This is a genomic window from Salidesulfovibrio onnuriiensis, assembly GCF_008001235.1.
Classification (GTDB): domain Bacteria; phylum Desulfobacterota; class Desulfovibrionia; order Desulfovibrionales; family Desulfovibrionaceae; genus Pseudodesulfovibrio; species Pseudodesulfovibrio onnuriiensis.
The window spans coordinates 3,408,309-3,425,263 of record NZ_CP040751.1 but is presented as its reverse complement, the minus strand read 5'-3'; the positions used below and the strand labels follow the sequence as shown (position 1 = coordinate 3,425,263).

General features: G+C 60.8%; 16 protein-coding genes. 5 read left to right on the top strand and 11 right to left on the bottom strand.

Features of this window, described 5'->3' with window-relative positions; all coding sequences use genetic code 11:
* Genes ftsW through FGL65_RS15745 form a run of 9 tightly spaced genes read right to left on the bottom strand, consistent with a single transcriptional unit; the run spans position 1 to position 10,111 of the window.
* Positions 1–1,146, bottom strand: a complete 1,146-nt coding sequence (gene ftsW / locus FGL65_RS15785) for a putative lipid II flippase FtsW (RefSeq protein WP_147822221.1) — start codon at positions 1,144–1,146, stop codon at positions 1–3.
* Entirely contained in the window at positions 1,146–2,453 is a 1,308-nt protein-coding gene (gene murD / locus FGL65_RS15780) for a UDP-N-acetylmuramoyl-L-alanine--D-glutamate ligase (protein WP_348981271.1), read from the bottom strand. The genes ftsW and murD overlap by 1 nt, the downstream gene beginning before the upstream one ends.
* A 10-nt stretch (positions 2,454–2,463) precedes the next feature.
* On the bottom strand, positions 2,464–3,540 hold the full coding sequence (gene mraY / locus FGL65_RS15775) for a phospho-N-acetylmuramoyl-pentapeptide-transferase (RefSeq protein ID WP_147822220.1): 1,077 nt from the start codon (positions 3,538–3,540) through the stop codon (positions 2,464–2,466).
* Positions 3,537–4,913 carry a UDP-N-acetylmuramoyl-tripeptide--D-alanyl-D-alanine ligase gene (locus FGL65_RS15770; protein WP_250645640.1) on the bottom strand — a complete coding sequence of 459 codons (1,377 nt, stop codon included), beginning with the start codon at positions 4,911–4,913 and terminating at the stop codon, positions 3,537–3,539. The genes mraY and FGL65_RS15770 overlap by 4 nt, the downstream gene beginning before the upstream one ends.
* 2 nt (positions 4,914–4,915) lie before the next feature.
* A complete protein-coding gene (locus FGL65_RS15765; protein ID WP_250645516.1) occupies positions 4,916–6,400 on the bottom strand; it encodes a UDP-N-acetylmuramoyl-L-alanyl-D-glutamate--2,6-diaminopimelate ligase in 1,485 nt (494 codons plus the stop codon).
* A 13-nt stretch (positions 6,401–6,413) separates the two neighbouring features.
* Positions 6,414–8,381, bottom strand: coding sequence for a penicillin-binding transpeptidase domain-containing protein (locus tag FGL65_RS15760; RefSeq protein WP_147822217.1), 1,968 nt, complete (start codon positions 8,379–8,381; stop codon positions 6,414–6,416).
* Between the two features lie 19 nt (positions 8,382–8,400).
* On the bottom strand, positions 8,401–8,658 hold the full coding sequence (locus tag FGL65_RS15755; protein ID WP_348981270.1) for a hypothetical protein: 258 nt from the start codon (positions 8,656–8,658) through the stop codon (positions 8,401–8,403).
* Between the two features lie 20 nt (positions 8,659–8,678).
* Positions 8,679–9,650 carry a 16S rRNA (cytosine(1402)-N(4))-methyltransferase RsmH gene (gene rsmH, locus FGL65_RS15750; RefSeq protein WP_147822215.1) on the bottom strand — a complete coding sequence of 324 codons (972 nt, stop codon included), beginning with the start codon at positions 9,648–9,650 and terminating at the stop codon, positions 8,679–8,681.
* Between the two features lie 14 nt (positions 9,651–9,664).
* Complete coding sequence (locus tag FGL65_RS15745; protein WP_147822214.1) at positions 9,665–10,111, bottom strand: division/cell wall cluster transcriptional repressor MraZ; 447 nt, start codon at positions 10,109–10,111, stop codon at positions 9,665–9,667.
* Positions 10,112–10,410: 299 nt separating this feature from the next.
* On the opposite strand from FGL65_RS15745, the gene pyk reads away from it, so the two are divergent.
* Both pyk and FGL65_RS15735 read left to right on the top strand, forming a co-directional pair.
* Complete coding sequence (pyk, locus tag FGL65_RS15740) at positions 10,411–11,841, top strand: pyruvate kinase (RefSeq protein WP_147822213.1); 1,431 nt, start codon at positions 10,411–10,413, stop codon at positions 11,839–11,841.
* A gap of 7 nt (positions 11,842–11,848) precedes the next feature.
* The gene (locus FGL65_RS15735) at positions 11,849–12,865 is read left to right on the top strand and encodes an HD-GYP domain-containing protein (RefSeq protein ID WP_147822212.1); all 1,017 of its coding nucleotides are present in this window, start codon (positions 11,849–11,851) and stop codon (positions 12,863–12,865) included.
* Positions 12,866–12,940: 75 nt separating this feature from the next.
* Here the strand turns inward: FGL65_RS15735 and FGL65_RS15730 are convergent, their stop codons facing one another.
* Positions 12,941–13,426, bottom strand: coding sequence for a CBS domain-containing protein (locus FGL65_RS15730; protein WP_147822211.1), 486 nt, complete (start codon positions 13,424–13,426; stop codon positions 12,941–12,943).
* Positions 13,427–13,652: 226 nt separating this feature from the next.
* On the opposite strand from FGL65_RS15730, the gene FGL65_RS15725 reads away from it, so the two are divergent.
* Entirely contained in the window at positions 13,653–14,156 is a 504-nt protein-coding gene (locus FGL65_RS15725; protein ID WP_147822210.1) for a hypothetical protein, read from the top strand.
* Positions 14,157–14,259: 103 nt separating this feature from the next.
* Positions 14,260–15,033, top strand: a complete 774-nt coding sequence (locus FGL65_RS15720; RefSeq protein WP_147822209.1) for a DUF3108 domain-containing protein — start codon at positions 14,260–14,262, stop codon at positions 15,031–15,033.
* 139 nt (positions 15,034–15,172) lie between these two features.
* Here the strand turns inward: FGL65_RS15720 and FGL65_RS15715 are convergent, their stop codons facing one another.
* The gene (locus FGL65_RS15715; RefSeq protein ID WP_147822208.1) at positions 15,173–15,478 is read right to left on the bottom strand and encodes a hypothetical protein; all 306 of its coding nucleotides are present in this window, start codon (positions 15,476–15,478) and stop codon (positions 15,173–15,175) included.
* Positions 15,479–15,543: 65 nt separating this feature from the next.
* Here FGL65_RS15715 and rlmD point away from each other — a divergent pair, with 65 nt between their 5' ends.
* Entirely contained in the window at positions 15,544–16,920 is a 1,377-nt protein-coding gene (gene rlmD, locus FGL65_RS15710) for a 23S rRNA (uracil(1939)-C(5))-methyltransferase RlmD (RefSeq protein ID WP_147822207.1), read from the top strand.
* Positions 16,921–16,955: the final 35 nt, after the last annotated feature.

Genomic DNA, 16,955 nt, shown 5'->3' with positions numbered 1-16,955 from the left:
TCATCGGCCGCCTCCCCGGGAAATGTTCAGCAGCACGCCCGCGCAGATGAACGAGGCCAGCAGGTTGGAACCGCCGTAGCTCATGAAGGGCATGGCCACGCCCTTGGGCGGCACGGTGCCCAGCACCACCGCCAGGTTGAGCACGAAGCCCAGGGCCAGCACCAGGGTCATGCCGAAGGCCGTGAACCGGTCCTGGAGATCCTCCTGTTGGATGGCCACGCGGAAGGCCCTATGCAGGAAAAAGGCGATGAGAATGAAGAAGAGGCTCATGCCCACGAATCCCAGTTCCTCGCCCACCACGGCCATGATGAAGTCGTTGTGCGCTTCGGGCAGGAAAAAGAGCTTCTGTTTGCCCGCGCCCAGGCCGGTGCCGAAGGTCTTGCCCGAGCCGAAGGCATACAGGGACTGAACCAGCTGGTACCCTTCGTTCTGTGCGCTGGCGAACGGATCGAGGAACGCGGTCCAGCGCTTGAAGCGGTACGGCGAGGATGCGATGAGCTTCCAGCCGAGGAACCCGCCGAAGATGCCCGCTGTAAAAAGGTATGACAATCTTGTGCCACCAACTGCACACATGAAGAAGAGAATGGCGGACAGGAACACGGCCCCGCCGAAGTCCGGCTGGAGCATGAGCAGGCCGCAGAGCAGGCCCGTGACCGCGAATGGCGGTATGAAGCCGATGGAAAAATGCTTCACGTTGTCCTGCTGCTTGGCGAAGAAATAGGCCAGGTAGACGACCAGTGCGGGCTTGGCCAGCTCCAGGGGCTGGATGTTGAAGGCCCCGAGGGAGATCCAGCGGGAGGCGCCGCCCACGCGCACGCCCAGGGGGGTGAGCCCGCAGAGCACCAGCAGGGCCAGCACGATGAACAGCCAGAGATAGGTCATGCCGTAGATGTAGCGGCGGGGGAGGCGCGAGGCCACGAACATGACGGTCAGGCCCGCGGCGGCGAACACGCACTGCTTTTTGAAGAAGTGGTATTTGTCGCTGTAAAAGCGCTCGGCCATGATGCCGCTGGAGGAGAGCACCATGATCAGCCCGAAACCGGCCAGCAGCAGGGTGGCGAGCAAGAGCCAGTGGTCCATGCGGCCGATGGCTTGAGCGGCCTGCGCCGTCTGCAGTTTGGGCTTATGCCGAGAGTTGCGGTTCATTACTTCAGTTCTCCGAAAATGCGTTTGAAGTCGCCGCCCCGTTCCTTGTAGTTGGGGTACTGGTCAAAGCTGGAGGTGCCGGGGGAGAGCAGGATCACATCGCCGGTCCTGGCGTGCGTGAAGAGCCGTTTTGCGGCCTGTTCCAGGGTCTCGTCCCAGGACACCGGGAAATACTTCTTGAGCGGGCCCTCGAATATCTCGCGGCTCGCGCCGTACAGGCCCACCTGGGCCACGCGGCCTTCCATCTGGCGGGCCAGCTCGGCCACGTCTCCGCCCTTGAACTTGCCGCCCATGAGCAGGCGTACCGGGCTCTTGCCGAAGCTCTTCACGGCGGCGGCCACGGCCTCCAAGGTGGTTGCCTTGGAGTCGTTGATGAAGCTCACACCGTTTTTTTGGCCGATGTTTTCCAGGCGGTGTTCCAGCGGCCTGAATTCGCTGATGATTTTTTCGGCCTCCCGGGGTTTGACGCCGAAGCGCTTCACGGCCTGCCACGCGGCCTGGACATTGGCCCGGTTGTGTTCGCCAGGCAGGTGCGGGGCGTCGAAGCGCTTTGCCGAGGAATACCAGACCACCTCGGCCTCGGTGAACTTCCGTTCGCCGATGAGGGGCCGGAGGCTTTCGTGCACCACGGCCAGGTCTTCCGGGGTCTGCTGGGAAAAGAGCTGCAGCTTGGCCTCCAGGTATTCCTCCATGTCCTCGTGGTAGTCCAGGTGGTTGGGGGCGATGTTCAGGAACACGGCCACGTCCGGGTGGAACAGGCGGCAGTTCTGGAGCTGGAAGCTGGAGACTTCGAGCACGATGACGTCTGCCCGGTCCATGTTCAGCAGGTATTCGCACAGCGGGGTGCCGATGTTGCCGCCCACGAACACGTTCTTGCCGGATTTCTCCAGCAGTTCTCCGATGAGCGTGGTGGTCGTGGTCTTGCCGTTGGACCCGGTGATGGCGATGATCGGGGCCTGGATGAACCAGGAGGCGAATTCCAGCTCGGCCACGATCTTGCGGGCCGGCAGGTCGCCGAAATAGGGAGTCAGCTTCTTGGCGGGCACGCCCGGGGACATGACCACCAGGTCAGCGTCCGCGAACTGTTCCCTGCTGTGGGGACCGGTCTGGAGTTCGGCCACCTTTTCCACTTCGGCCACGGTTTCGGCGGGCAGGGATTCGCTGGCATCCACCAAGCGGACCTTCGCACCCAGGGCGTGCAGCAGCCGGGCGGCGGCAATGCCGGACTTTCCGGCCCCCACCACCACGGTGCGCCTGCCGTGCAGATTGTGCTTCTGGGCGAATTCCCTGACGAATTGAGTCATCATTCCGTGGTACCTACCGCAGCTTCAGGGTTGAAAGCGCCATGAGCGCCATGAGTATGGAAAGGATCCAGAACCGGATGATGATCTTGGATTCCGGGATCCCCTTGAGTTCGAAATGGTGATGCAGCGGCGCCATGCGGAAGATGCGCTTGCCGCCGGTCATCTTGAAGTAGCCCACCTGGAGGATCACCGAGAGGGTTTCGAAGACGAAGACCCCGCCCACGATGACCAGGAGCAGCTCCTGCTTGGCCAGCACGGCCGTGAAGCCGAGCGCGCCGCCCAGGGCCAGGGAGCCGGTGTCGCCCATGAACACCTGGGCCGGATAGGCGTTGAACCACAGGAAGCCGAGGCCCGCGCCCACCATGGCCCCGCAGAAGACCGTGACCTCGCCGATGCCCGGCAGGTTCTGGATGGACAGGTATTCGGCGATGCCCGCGTGCCCCGAGGCGTAGGTGAAGATGGCGAAGCAGGCCATGGCCACCACCATGGGACCGATGGCCAGGCCGTCCAGGCCGTCCGTGAGGTTCACGGCGTTGCTGGAGCCCACGAGCACCAGCAGGGCGAAGGGCAGGTAGAACCAGCCCAGGTCGGGCAGTATCTTCTTGAAGAAGGGAACCGAAAGCATGGTGGAGTAGTTGGGCTCCTGGATGAGCACGGCGATGGCCGCGGCGGCCACCAGCAGCTGGCCCAGGAACTTGGCCTTGGAGGAAAGTCCCAGGTTCTGCTTCTTGACCACCTTGATGTAGTCGTCCGCAAAGCCCACCACGCCGAATCCCGCGAACACGAACATGGTCAGCAGCACGTAGTGGTTGGTCAGGTCGCCCCAGAGCAGGCAGCTCACCAGCACGCTGGTCAGGATCATGAGCCCGCCCATGGTGGGGGTGCCCTGTTTCTGCTGGTGCGCGGGACCGTCTTCGCGGATGTACTGGCCGAACTTGAGCTTCTTGAGCCAGCGGATCATGGCCGGTCCGAAGAGGATGCTGATGATGAGTGCCGTGAGCAGCGCCCAGATGGACCGGAACGTGATGTACCGGAACACGTTGAAGACGCCGACATCAGCGCTCAGGGGGTAGAGCAGATGATAGATCACGATGCAGCTCCTTCAAGGGTTTCCTTGAGTGCCTGGGTGTATTTTTCCATTTTCATGGACCGGGAGCCCTTGAGCAGCACCACGGCGTCATGAATGTTCATGCCTTTCCAGTCCCGGGCAAAGGCCTCGGGGGCCTTGAGCTCCACCACGTCCGGATAGGCCGCGCGCACGTCGTCCATGTGCTCGCCCTTCCAGTACACGGCGTCGGGTTTGACCAGGGCCAGCACCTCGCCCAGTTCCCTGTGGCGCTTGGCGGCCTCGCTGCCCAGTTCGAGCATGTCGGCCAGCAGCAGGATGAGCGGCCTTTCCCCGGCAATGCACTTGGCGGTCTCGATGGAGCGCTTCATGGACAGGGGATTGGCGTTGTAGGTGTCGTCGATGAGGGTGATGTTTCCCACCGGACGCTGGCAGAAACGCTGGTTGTCCGCGCAGAAGCGGGAAGCGCCGTCCACCACGTGCTGCGGGCCCAGGCCCACGGTATGCGCCGCGGCGGCCACGGCGGCCAGGTTTTCCGCGAAATGTTCGCCGCAGAACGGGGCTTCGAATTCCACCTCGCCCTTGGGGGTGCGCAGCAGGAACCGGCCGGAGCCGAACTGGCTGGGACCCAGGAACAGGCAGAAGAAGGAGGCCTTCTCGTTCATGGTGGAAAAGCCCACGGGCTCGGGGCAGATCTCGGTGGCCGCCTTCCAGAGCTGGGGGTAGTCCATGCTGACCACGGCCACGCCGCCGGGCTGGAGATAGCGCAGCAGGGAGGCCTTGGCCTTGGCCACGCCCTCGATGTCGCCCAGCCCCTGCAGGTGGCCGGGGCCGATGTTGGTGATCACGGCCACGTCCGGGCAGGCGATGGGGCCGAGCTCGGCCATGTCGCTCGCCAGGCTGATGCCGCATTCCATGATCCACAGGTCCTGCTTTTCGCCGGCCTGGAGCATGGAGACGGGCAGCCCGATCTGGTTGTTGAAATTCCGGTAGTTCTTGGCCACGTCGAAGCGGGCGGAGCAGACCTCGGCCAGGAGTTCCTTGACCGTGGTCTTGCCGGCGGTGCCGGTGATGGCGATGAGCTTGGCCCCGCACAGGGAACGGTAACAGGCGGCCAGCTGGCCCAGGGCCACGGTGGTGTCGCGGACCATGAACACGGGCACGCCGGCTTCCTCGATGGACGGATCCAGGATCTTGGAGGATACGATGCCGCAGGCTCCGGCCTTGGCGGCCTGTGCCGCGAATTCGTGCCCGTCGAAGCGTTCGCCTTCGATGCAGATGTAGAGGTCGCCGCTGGTGACCGCGCGGCTGTCCGTGCGCACGGCGTGCACCTGGATGCCTTCCATGCCGCTGTCGGCCATGCCCGTGAGGCAGCGCTGTATGTCGGCCAGGGTCATGATCACTTGTTCCGTTCTCCCTTGACGATGTCGACGGCCTTCTGCACGGCCTCCACATCGGAGAAGTGCAGGGTCACGTCCTTGAGCACCTGGTAGTCCTCGTGCCCCTTGCCGGCCACGAGCAGGGCGTCGCCCTCGGTCATTTCGCGCACGGCCATGGTGATGGCCTCCTGGCGGTCCTGGTTTTCCATGACCCTGGCGGCGTTTTTGAGGCCCGGGCGGGCGTCGTCCATGATGGCCAGCGGTTCCTCGTCGCGGGGGTTGTCCGAGGTCAGCACGGCCACGTCCGCGTATTCGGCCACTGCGCGTCCCATGACCGGCCGCTTGGTGCGGTCGCGGTTGCCGCCGCAGCCGAACACGGTGATGAGCCGGTCGAAATCGAGGCTCTTGAGCGCCTTTTGCACGTTGACCAGCGCGTCCGGGGTGTGGGCGTAGTCCACGAAGACATGCAGGCCGAGTTCGTTCTCGACCCGTTCCAGCCTGCCCGGAACGCCCTTGAATTCGCTCAGCGAGCGCATGTCCTTGCAGTTCAGGCCGATGCACAGGCCCACGGCCTGGGCGGCCAGCAGGTTCATGGCGTTGTGCTGGCCGATGAGCCCGGATTCGATTTCCCAGGTCTTGCCCTTGAAGCCGCATTCCAGTTTCAGGCCGTTGCGGTCGTTGGAAAGGATGCGGCCGCGCAGGGTGGACTTGTCCGAGCTGCCCGGATCGCCGAAGCCGTAGCCGATGGCCACTTCGCATTCGTTCAGGAGTCTGCGGCAGTACGGGTCGTCGAAGTTGATGACGCAGCACTTGTCCAGGTGCGGATATTCCGTGAAAAGTTTTGCCTTGGCCCGGAAGTAGGTCTCCATGTCGCCGTGGTAGTCCAGGTGGTCCTGGGTCAGGTTGGAGATCACGGCCACGTCGAAGTCCAGCCCGGCCACGCGGTACTGGTCCAGGGCGTGGGAGGAAACCTCCATGACCACGGCGTCCACGTCGGCCTTGGCCATGTTGGCCAGCAGCTCGTGGATCATCCAGCAGTCCGGGGTGGTCAGCTTGGCGTCGATGGAAAAGCCGGGCCAGCGGTAGGTGACCGTTCCCAGCACGCCCACCTTGCGGCCCGCAGCCGAGAGCAGGTGCTCGATGATGTAGCTGGTGGTGGTCTTGCCGTTGGTGCCGGTGATGGCCACCAGCTTCATGTCCAACTCGTCGGTCTTGAAGTAGGCGCGGGCCAGTTCGCCCAACGCCTTGGCCGTGTTGCCCACGTAGCAGACAACGGCTTCATCCTCGGCCACCGGGGCCACCAGGTCCCGGGAATCCTCCGGGGCCACTATGTATTTGGCGCCCTTCTGCAGGGCCATGGGGATGTAGTCGATGCCGCGCACGGCCGTGCCGGGCATGGCCACGAAGCATTCCCCCTCCTGTACCTGGCGCGAATCGGTGCGGACCATGAGGCCTTCGCGCACCAGTTTGACCAGTTCCTTGAATTCCATTGCGCCACGAGTCATTGTCTTTTTCCTGCTAGGAGAGCCAGAGAACAAAAACATCGTTCTTCCCCTCCGTCTGTTGTTCTTCCGGCCACGGTGAGCCGGGAGCGGGTTTTTGGCCGGTGACGGTCATGCCGTCTCCCTTGAGGACCGGAACAATCCCTTTTTTCACTAAAAGTTCGAGGGCGCGCCGTACGGGCATTCCCTTGATGTTCGGAACGGTGTTTCCGGCGTCGAAAGCCGGGGTCGGAGCCAGGGTCTGGGCCAGCTCCGTACTGTCGATGTCGTGCACGGTGTTTTCCTCGGCCAGGGCTTCGCCTGCCGCGTCGGGCAGCATGCCGTTGTAGGCCAAGGTGTCGATCATGACTTCGCGGACCACCGGGGCCGCCACGGTTCCGCCGTAATCGTTCTTGGTGGGTTCATCCACCATGCAGATGACGAGGTATTCGGGCTTGTCCCCGGGAACGAGTCCCACGAAGGAGGAGAGATATTTGGTGCCGTAGCCGCCGACGGCCGCCTTCTGCGCGGTGCCGGTCTTGCCTGCCACGGTGATTCCCTGAATTCGTGCCTTGCGTCCGGTGCCGTCCATTTGCACCACTTCTTCCATGAGCGCAAGCACGGTGTCGGTGACTTCCTCGCTGAACACGCGCACGGGCTGGGTGGTTTCCTGAGTCTTCCCGGGATCTTTGACCAGGCGCAGATCCTTCATGACCCCGCCGTTGGCCAGGCAGAGAAATGACTTGGCCAGCTGCAGGCCCGTGACGCCGATGGCCTGGCCGAAGCTGATGGCCGCCAGGTCGAGCTTGCGCCACTTTTCGGGCGGATGAACGATGCCGGAGCGCTCGGCCGGAATCCGGATGCCGGTTTCGTGCCCGAAGCCGAGCTTGGAAAGATATTCGTGATATTTGCCCGCGCCCAGGTCCATGGCGATCTTGGCCATGCCGATGTTGCTGGAGTAGCGCAGGATCTTGCGTACGGGCTGCCATGCCGCCGGGTGGGTGTCCTTGATGGTCTTGCGGCCGATGCGCCAGCGTCCGTTCTCGCAGAAATAGAGCTTGTCCGGGTCCACCACGCCTTCCTGCAGGGCCGCGCCGATGAGCAGGGGCTTGAGGCTGGAGCCGGGTTCGTAGACGTCCGTGGCCGCGCGGTTGCGGCGGACCGACGCCTTGGTGCGGCCGTAGACGTTGGGGTTGAAGAAGGGGTAGTTGGCCATGGCCAGGATGTCGCCGCTCTTCACCTCCACGGCGATGACCAGCCCTGCGGTGCCGTGGTATTTTTCCACGGAGGCGGCCAGGGCCTGTTCCGCGGCGTTCTGGATGTGGGCGTCGATGGTCAGGTGGACGTCCTTGCCGTCGATGTTCACCTCGCGGCCCTGGGAGTCGAGATAGAGCTTGCGTCCCCTGGCGTCGCGCTGGACCACGAAGCGGGCCTTGCCCGGGGTCATGCGCTCATTGAATTGTTTTTCGATGCCTTCCAGTCCCTTGCCGTCGATTCCCACGAAACCAAGGACCTGCCCGGCGAGATGCCCATTGGGGTAAAGCCTCGTATATTCAGTGGAAAGGTGGACGCCAGGCAGGTCCGCCTCTTTGATCGCCAAAGCTTGCTTGTCCGTGATCTGCCGCTTGACCCAGACGAATTTTTTCCCGGAATTGATGCGTGCGCGCATCGTGCCTGCGGAAACCCCCAGGATGCGGTTCAGCGTCCCGGCCACCTTGTCCACGGCGGGCTTTGCCTTGGGCGGAACAAGGTAGACGCTCTTGGCTTCCACGCTGGTGGCCAGCATGTTGCCGTTGCGGTCCAGGATGCGGCCGCGTTCGCCGAATTCGAGCTCGGCGGTGAAGTTCTGGCGGGCGGCCATCTTTTCCAGCCATTCACCCTCGTGCAGCTGGACCCAGCCGGCCCGGACCCACAACGCGCAAAGGGCAAGGCCGAAGAAGATCATTACCAGAATGATCTTGGCCTTGCTGAAATCCTTCTTGCCTTGTTTGGTCTTGCCGGTCATGGCGAAAATCCTCTACTGACTAGTGTTCATCGACGTTGCGGATCTGCCCGGGGGTGGCGACGGCGAGGCCGTACTTCTCCGCCAGCTTGCGCAGCCGGTAGGGAGAGGCCAGATTGTCGCGCTCCACCTCAAGCTTCACGAGCAGGGCGGACTTGCGGTCGCGCTGCTCCTCGAGATTGCTGAGGTCGTAGGCCAGATCATGACGTTCGATGTTCAACCAGACGGATGCCAGTCCTAGTCCCAGCGCCAGGGCCAGGGAGGTGAGAAGTAGTGGCAACCAATTCCGGTCGATCAAACTCATGCCTGTTCTCCATCCGGTTTGAGCTTCTCCGCCACCCGGAGCTTTGCGCCCCTGGAGCGCGGGTTGACCCGCATCTCCTCTTCGGTGGGTAGCTGAGGCTTCTTTGTCAGCACTTTGAGTTTCGGGACGCCGTCGCAGGTGCAATGCATTTGGTGGCTCGGACAGGTGCAGGCTTTCGCCGCTTCCCTGAAGGCCCGCTTCACGGCCCTGTCTTCCAGGGAGTGAAACGAGATGATGGCCACTCTGCCACCCGGTTTGAGTCGTCCGATGATGTTGGAGAGGAAGGTGTCAAGTTCCTCCAATTCCCTGTTCACCGCTATTCTGAGGCCCTGAAAGGTACGGGTTGCGGGATGGAGCCGCGCCAGCCGCCGCATCTTGGGCGGGTAGGCGTTTTTCACGATGTCCGCCAATTGCAGCGTGGTCGTGATTTCCTGCTTTTCCCGTTCTCTCAGGATGGCCGCCGCTATCTTGCCCGCCATGGGGTCTTCGCCGTACTCCCGGATGATCCGGGCCAGCTCCCCATGTTTCATGGTATTGACCAGCTCGCTTGCGGGCCGAAGTCCGCTCGTGGAGTCCATGCGCATGTCCAGCGGGCCGTCAGCCATGAAGCTGAAGCCCCTGTCGGCTTCGTCCAGTTGCATGGACGATACGCCGAGGTCCAGGACCGCGCCGTCAATCCCATCCCAGTCGAGTTCGTCCAGGGCGGCCTCGAACTCGCTGAAGGGCAGGTGGAACAGATGCGTGCGGCCCTTGTGTTTTTCCAGCCGCTGCGCCGCCAGCCCCAGTGCTATCTCGTCGCGGTCTAAGCCGAGAAGGTCGGCCTTGCCCAAGGCCGCTTCGAGAATCGCCAGGCTGTGTCCGCCCATGCCGAGAGTGCCATCCATGTAGCGTTTTCCCGGTTGGGGGCGGAGCCATTCCACCACTTCCTGTAAAAGAACCGTTGTGTGTTTCGACGCCGGGTCGGCCATTGGCTTCCCCATGATCAGAACGGCAGGCTGACGCTGTTGTCCGCCAGCTCGTCCGAGACGTCGTAATCTTCTTCGAGAAGAGCATCAAAGCTTTCCGCCGGCCAGATTTCGAAGCGCCTGCCCGCGCCCATCACCACTATATCCTTGTCCAGCTTCCCGCTCTTTCTCAGGTGGGCGGGGATGGCTATGCGGCCATTCTTGGCCACAGTCACTTCCTCGTAGCCGGAATAGAATATTCGGATGATGTTCTGCATCTGGCGGCTGGGAGCCTTGATCTTCTCAAGTTCTTCCTCCAGCCGGTCCCACTGGGCGGGGGATATTCCGATGACATGCTTTTCCCAGATGGTCAGCACGAGCCTGCCGTCCGGAACTTCGGCAAGGATCTTGTCCTTGAAGTCCGGAGGCAATATGAGCCTACCCTTGTCGTCGAGGCTCCTATGTGCGTGACCGCGAAATCGCATTCATTCCCCTTTGTGGTAAAGTGGTCCCACTTTCTTACCCAGATGTTCTACTTTGTCCCACTTTTTACCACACGTGAATGATATTCCCCCATTTGTCAACCAGAAAAGAGTAAAATAGGTGGGGAAATTATCAGTATACTGTTGCTTTTTCGGGGTTGTGTGCCTACTATCGCGGGGTAGTAATGCTTCGGGAGAGAATGGAAAGCCAGCAATTTCAATGAGGTAGTTGCTGGTTGCTTAATAACGTCTTACGGCGCCTCCCCCAAATGCGCCAGCTCCATTCCGGAGGATTATTTTTTATGGACAGACATATCAAGATCGTTGCGACCATCGGGCCCGCAACCCAGGAAGAAGACCAGATCAGGAAGTTGGTGCATTCCGGCGCCAAGATTTTCCGCCTGAACTTCTCCCACGGCGACAAGGAATTCTTCAGCGAACGCGTGAAGATCATCCGCAAGCTGGAAGAGGAAACCGGCTACACCCTGACCATCCTGCAGGACCTTTCCGGTCCCAAGGTGCGTACGTCCGACGTGGGCAAGGGTACCCTGGACATCAACAAGGGCGACGAAGTCATGCTCGGCACCAGCGCCATGGCCGACAAGGGCGGCGACGCCTTTATCTGCCTGGACATGCCCGAGCTGATCGAGGTTATCAAGGAAGGCGACTCCGTGGCCCTTTCCGACGGCATGCTCCGTTTCACGGCCATTAAGCGTGAAAACGAGCACCTGGTCCGCCTGCGCGCCATCAACTCCGGCATTGCGCCGCCCCGCAAGGGCATTGCTTTCCCGGGCAAGGTCACTCCGCTGGACGCCATGACCGAGAAGGACAAGGAAGACCTGGCCTTCGGCATGGGCCTCGGCGTGGACTGCGTGGCCCTGAGCTACGTCCAGACCGCCGACGACCTGAAGGTGCTCAAGGCCGAGATGGACAAGCTCGGACGCCGCCTGCCCATCATCACCAAGCTGGAAACCACCGCCGCCATCGACAACCTGGACAGCATCCTGGATGAAACCGACGGCGTCATGGTCGCCCGCGGCGACCTGGGCCTGGAAATGAACCTGGCCGAGCTGCCCGCCACCCAGAAGCGCATCATCCGCGCGTGCAACAAGCGCGGCATGCCGGTTATCGTGGCCACCCAGATGCTGCTCTCCATGGTCAAGACGCCCATGGCCACCCGCGCGGAAACCACGGACGTGGCCAACGCCATCCTGGACGGCGCGGACTGCATCATGCTTTCCGAGGAAACAGCCATCGGCAGCTATCCTTATGAAGCTGTCGATTTCATGCGCACCATCGCCTACGAGATCGAACAGTTCTATTTCGAGCAGCAGGACGAAGTGGCCCTGCATCCCGGCGACCTGGAGCACCCGGCCACCTACCTGGCCTATGCGGCCGCCATGCTGGCCGGAAAGACCGACGCCAAGGGCCTGGTTTGCCACTCCACTTCCGGTGCGACCGCGCGCATCCTTTCCTCCTGCCGTCCCAAGCAGAGCGTATACGCCTTGACATCCGACAGCATTGCAAGGCATTTCTGTAACTTGTCGTGGGGGGTTATTCCGGGAGCGCCTGATACAAGCCTCAGCAACCATCAGGAGCGGGCCGAGGAGTTCGTCAAGAATCATCCCGCTTTCGAGCAGGGCGATACCATCATCATCGCGGCCGGACAGCCGGACCCCAACAAGGACGCCACCAAGACGCAGACGAACGTCGTTAAGCTCTTTGTGAAGTAGGGAGTCTATGAGCACGTCGATGAAGCACGATATCTCGGATGGTCTGAACGAGGAATACTATCAGATCAATCCGGATATTCTGGGGAGTTTCAACAAGTTCCGTCCTCCGTTGAACATCTATCGTTTCGACGAGGACGTCGCCCGCATCATACCTTATTACAAGGTGGGCGGCCGGCTTTCCAGCGAGCAGATCGAGGAGCTGGCGGAACTGACGAAAGAGGGGGACATCTTCGTTTCCCGCGACGACCACCCCGTGTACGTCAAGCATATCAGCTACCAGCTTGATCTCGTGCTCGTCGACAAGAACCTCAAGGAACGCGAAATCGCGGACATCTTCACCCAGGCGCTCACGCGCCGGTGCAAGGAGTTCTTCGAGCAGCCGGTGCCGGTGGTCTTCGAGGCCTTTTGGACCGACCTCATGGTGCTGACCGAATACCTGTTTCAGGATATCCACCGCTCCTGCGCCCTGGCTCGTCGCCTGACCAAGGAGCACGGCCTGGAACACCACGCCGTGAACAGCGGTTTCATCGGGCTGGCACTGTTCGGGCAGCTGCGGGAGAACGACTTCAAGGAAGGGGGCGTCAAGCGCCAGATGTTCGACCGCCTGGCAGCGGGCCTGTTTCTGCACGACCTGGGCATGACCAAACTGCCCGGGTTCATCATGCAGAAGGACAAGCCCCTGACCACGGACGAGCGCCAGAAGGTCAACCAGCATCCCAACCTCGGTTACCAGATGCTGGCCAAGCTGGACCTCAAGTATCCCGAGGTGGAGCAGTGTGTTCTGGAGCACCACGAGCGCGTTACCGGCAGCGGCTATCCGCAGAAGATCTCGGGCCAGACCCTGAGCTTCAACGGCAGGCTGTGCGCCCTGGCGGATTCGTTCTGCGCCATGGTGGGCAAGCGCCCCTACAAGCAGAACATGACGCCGGACGAAGCGGCCAACAAGCTGCTTTCGGACAAGGCGTATGACCAGCAGATGACCGGCGTGCTGCGCAAGATGGTGACCCTGCTCAAGCTCAAGTAGCGTTTCCCATGTGAAAACCAAAGCCCCGCTTCTTCAGAAGAAGCGGGGCTTTTTTTTCTCGATTCTAGGGGGAATCTAGAAAAGTTGTATCATGTCCCGCGTCATTTCGCGGTAAAGATCTGCGATGTTGATGATGCCCATGGTGCGGCCGCCTTCCTCCACCACGGCCCAGTGCCGCTTGCGCTTGAGGAAGTGATCCAGCACCAGCAGGGCCGGGTCGTTGGGCTTGACCACGGGCACGTCGCGCTCGATGTATTCGTCCAGGCGCAGCTGGGTGCAGATCAGGCAGGCGTTCTTGAAGGCCTGATCCCAGTCGGTTTCTCCCACCTGCCGGAGGTTCTCATCCTTGAGCACGGATTTTTCCACGGCCTTGAGGATGCTCCAGATGGAGATGACGCCCGCAAGTTTTCCGGCCTTGTTCTTGACAACCACGGCCGTGTTTTCCGGGGATTCGGACATGGAGTCGCGCATGACGCGGATGGCTTCGGCAAGGCTTGCGTCTTCCTGGACCGTGGCGAATTCGTCGCGCATCATGTCCCAGGCCCGTTTTCTGAGCATCATAGAGGTGTCTCCTTTCAATGGGAATGAAATCAACACGTTGCCTAGCTTTCTTTGTAGCTTGTCCCTGGGGCTTTGTCCACCGTTCTGTGTTTGTTTTCTCTTTCCTGTCGTTAATGCATGTTGAGATGATGTGCGTGTGGTATTGTGTATTTATTGTTTTATATTGAGGTTGAAATGGATCTGCATTATGGTTTTATTTTAAAATAACAGTTTCCGGAGGATGTAAATGAAGTTTTTGAGATCGATTTTTATGGCCATTGCGCTTGTTGTATTGCTGTGTGGGATGTCAGCTGCCAGTGATGATTTTATGGCTCAGGGAAGCGCGATTACGACCGGTATCCTTGCCCGGTTTCAGACAACTGATGTCGTTAAATATGGTATTTTCGTAACCAATATCACCGATGGTGAGGTGAACTGCAAAGTAACGTATTACGACCACGATGGTAAAAATATTTCCGCCTACAGTACTGTTTTAACAGGCAATAGCGGTAGTTCTCCAATAACTGTCGGGCCAGGCTCTTCTTCCTTCAAGCTTCCAGCGCACGCAACAAGGTATGTCTACCTTTCCGATAGCGTGAATGTATTTGTTTATGGCAGTGCTATTATAGAGTGGAATTCAACGGACAAGCGTCTCAGAAAAGCTCTCATTGCAAAGCAGCACTTGTATAAAAAGGATGGAAATCGTCTTGGATTATCTCAAACATCCATCAACGGTGATCAGCCGTTCTAACTAATTGTAAATTAACAAGAAGAAGGGAGCTGATGCTCCCTTCTTCTTGTGTCCCGACTTTGCACAAACTTGACTTTGCACGGGTAGTGCACACTATCGGCGTATGAAAAGAATCATATTCATGCTCATGGCCTTGGTGCTGCTCGGAGCCCGGCCCGCAACTGCCGGTTCCATGCCGTTCGCCCCCGGCGAAACCCTCAGCTATGAAATATACTGGACCGTGGTGCATGCCGGGTCGGCCACGCTGACCGTGCTGCCCGAAGAGGAAAGGGAGGGCGTGCCCGCGCTCGGTTTTCTGGCCGAGGCCCGGAGCACGCCGTTTGTGGATAATTTCTACAAGGTGCGCGACCGCATCGAGTCCTGGACCGACGCGGACGTGAACCGTTCTCTGCTTTACCTGAAGAAACAGCGCGAAGGCACGTACGAAAAGGATGTGGAGCTCAAGTTCGACTGGGACGAGAACAGGAGCTACCGGTACGTGCGCGGCGAGCTCAAACATACCCTGGACCAGCCGGAGCAGGTCTTTGACCCGCTGTCCATCCTTTTCCAGTTCCGCAAGCATATCCTTTACAAGACCATGCGCTTTTCCGGCCCGGTGACCGACGGCAAGATCAGCGTGCTGGGCGAGGCGTACGTGGAGGACACGGAAACCGTGGAAACCCCCATGGGCGAGATTCCCTGTTTTCGGGTGCGGCTCAACGTGAAGCATCTTTCCGGCGTGTTCAAGAAGTCGGACGATGCCGAGCTCATTGTCTGGTTTTCGGCGGATGCGCGGCGGATCCCGGTGAAGGTGAAGTCAAAGGTGGTTGTCGGCCATTTCACCATGGAGCTGGTTGATTACAAGGCCGGTCGGGCTGCGGAGGTCGCGCAGAAGTGACGTGAGAGCGTTTGCGCGTAAGTGAAAATTAAAAAGCCTTCAGGTTTTGCCCTGAAGGCTTTTTGTATTTGCGTCCTCCGGGCGACAGCATAGGTAAGACATACTTGTGAAGTTACCCGGAGGGCACGGAATGTATGATTCATATTTTCTTTCGCTGTACCGCCTCACCCACCTCCACCTCTCCCAGGTTGTAGAGCCTGATCTTGGTCGACCTCGGAAATTCCTTCTTGAACAGCGCCTTGAGCAGCTTGCGCATCCTCTTGAACGGTTCGGTGTAGCGGGCCTGCTCGTAGCCGTCCTGGATGATCAGGAATTCGTCCTCGCCCGTGCGCTTGATGACCACCGAGCGGTTGCGCTTGTAGGTGCGCAGGTCGATGGCCTGGCCCGGGGGCAGGGCCTTGAGCCGCTCCAGTACGGCTTCCATGGCGGTGGCCTTGTTGATCATGAATCGGGAGGATAGACAGGACCGAGGAAACCTGTCAAACACGGCCTCAGGAGCATTTCTCTATCATGCAGAAAGACGACATCATCGAATGTGACATTGAATCCTTGGCGTTCGGCGGAGCCGGTGTGGCCCGCGTGGACGGCATGGCCGTATTTGTGCAGGCCGCATTGCCCGGCCAGCGCGTGCAGGCCCGGGTGACCAGGGCCAAGAAACGCTTTGCCGAGGCCGTGGCCATGCAGACGCTGCGGCCGTCGCCCCACCAGGTACAGCCGGTATGTCCCCATTACGGGGAGTGTGGCGGTTGCGCCATGCAGGACCTGGATTATGCCGAGCAGCTGCGCCAGAAGGCCCGGCAGGTGGAGGATACCCTGCGCCGCATCGGCCGGGTGGAGCCCGTAATGTCGGAGCCGGTCGGCTCGCCGCATGTTTTCCATTACCGCAACAAGATGGAGTTCGCCTTCGAGGGCGAGGAACTCCGGCTCGGGCTGCGCAAGCGGCTTTTGCCCGGGCAGAAGGGGCAGGGCGATGTCCTGGACCTGGAGGAATGCCATTTGTGCTCGGAGGCGACCATGACGGCCCTTGCCGCCGTACGCCGCGCCTGCCGGGAAAGCGGCCTTCCCGCATACGATCCCCGCTCGGGCCGGGGCTATTGGCGGCACTGCATCATCCGTCACACCTCGCTGGACCAGGTCATGGTGCATCTGATCACCTCCGACGAGGCGCGACATCACGAAACCGCCGCGGAACTGGGCGACGGCCTGCGCCTGGAAATCCCGTCCATCACTTCCTTCGTGCATTCCAGCCGCCGCAGCCGCCGCACCCTGGCCTTTGGCGAGCGTGTGGAATACACGGCCGGGCAGGGCTACGTGGAGGAATGTCTTAACCGTGGCGAAACGGAAGTCCGCTACCGCATTTCGCCCAACTCCTTTTTCCAGACCAACACGGAAGGCGCTTCCGCCCTGTTCGGGGCCGTGTTGGAAATGGGAGCCTTTTCCGGGGAATCGGCCGTGCTGGATCTCTACTGCGGCGCGGGCGGGATAGGGCTGTTCCTGGCCCCCGGCGTCCGGCGGGTCCAGGGCTTCGAGCTTTCCGAGGAGTCCGTGGAAGACGCGCGGGTCAATGCGCGGATGAACAGTTTTCACAATTGCGAATTTCATGCGGGCAGCCTGGAGGGCGGCCTGCGTGGCCTGGAGGACATGCCCCGGCCGGATATCATTGTCTGCGATCCCCCGAGATCCGGCATGCATGACGAAGTGGTTCGGGCCATTTTGCGCCTGGGTCCGGATCAGGTGGTGGCGGTTTCCTGCGATCCGTCAACTCTGGCACGGGATGTGAACAGGCTGTCGGATGCGTATGCGCTGGTCCGTGCGCGGGCTGTGGACATGTTCCCCCATACCCACCACGTGGAGACCGTGGCCCTTCTGCAGAAAAGGAATTCATGAGTTTCGCGGGTCTGGGCGGGTTGTGCATTCTTGTG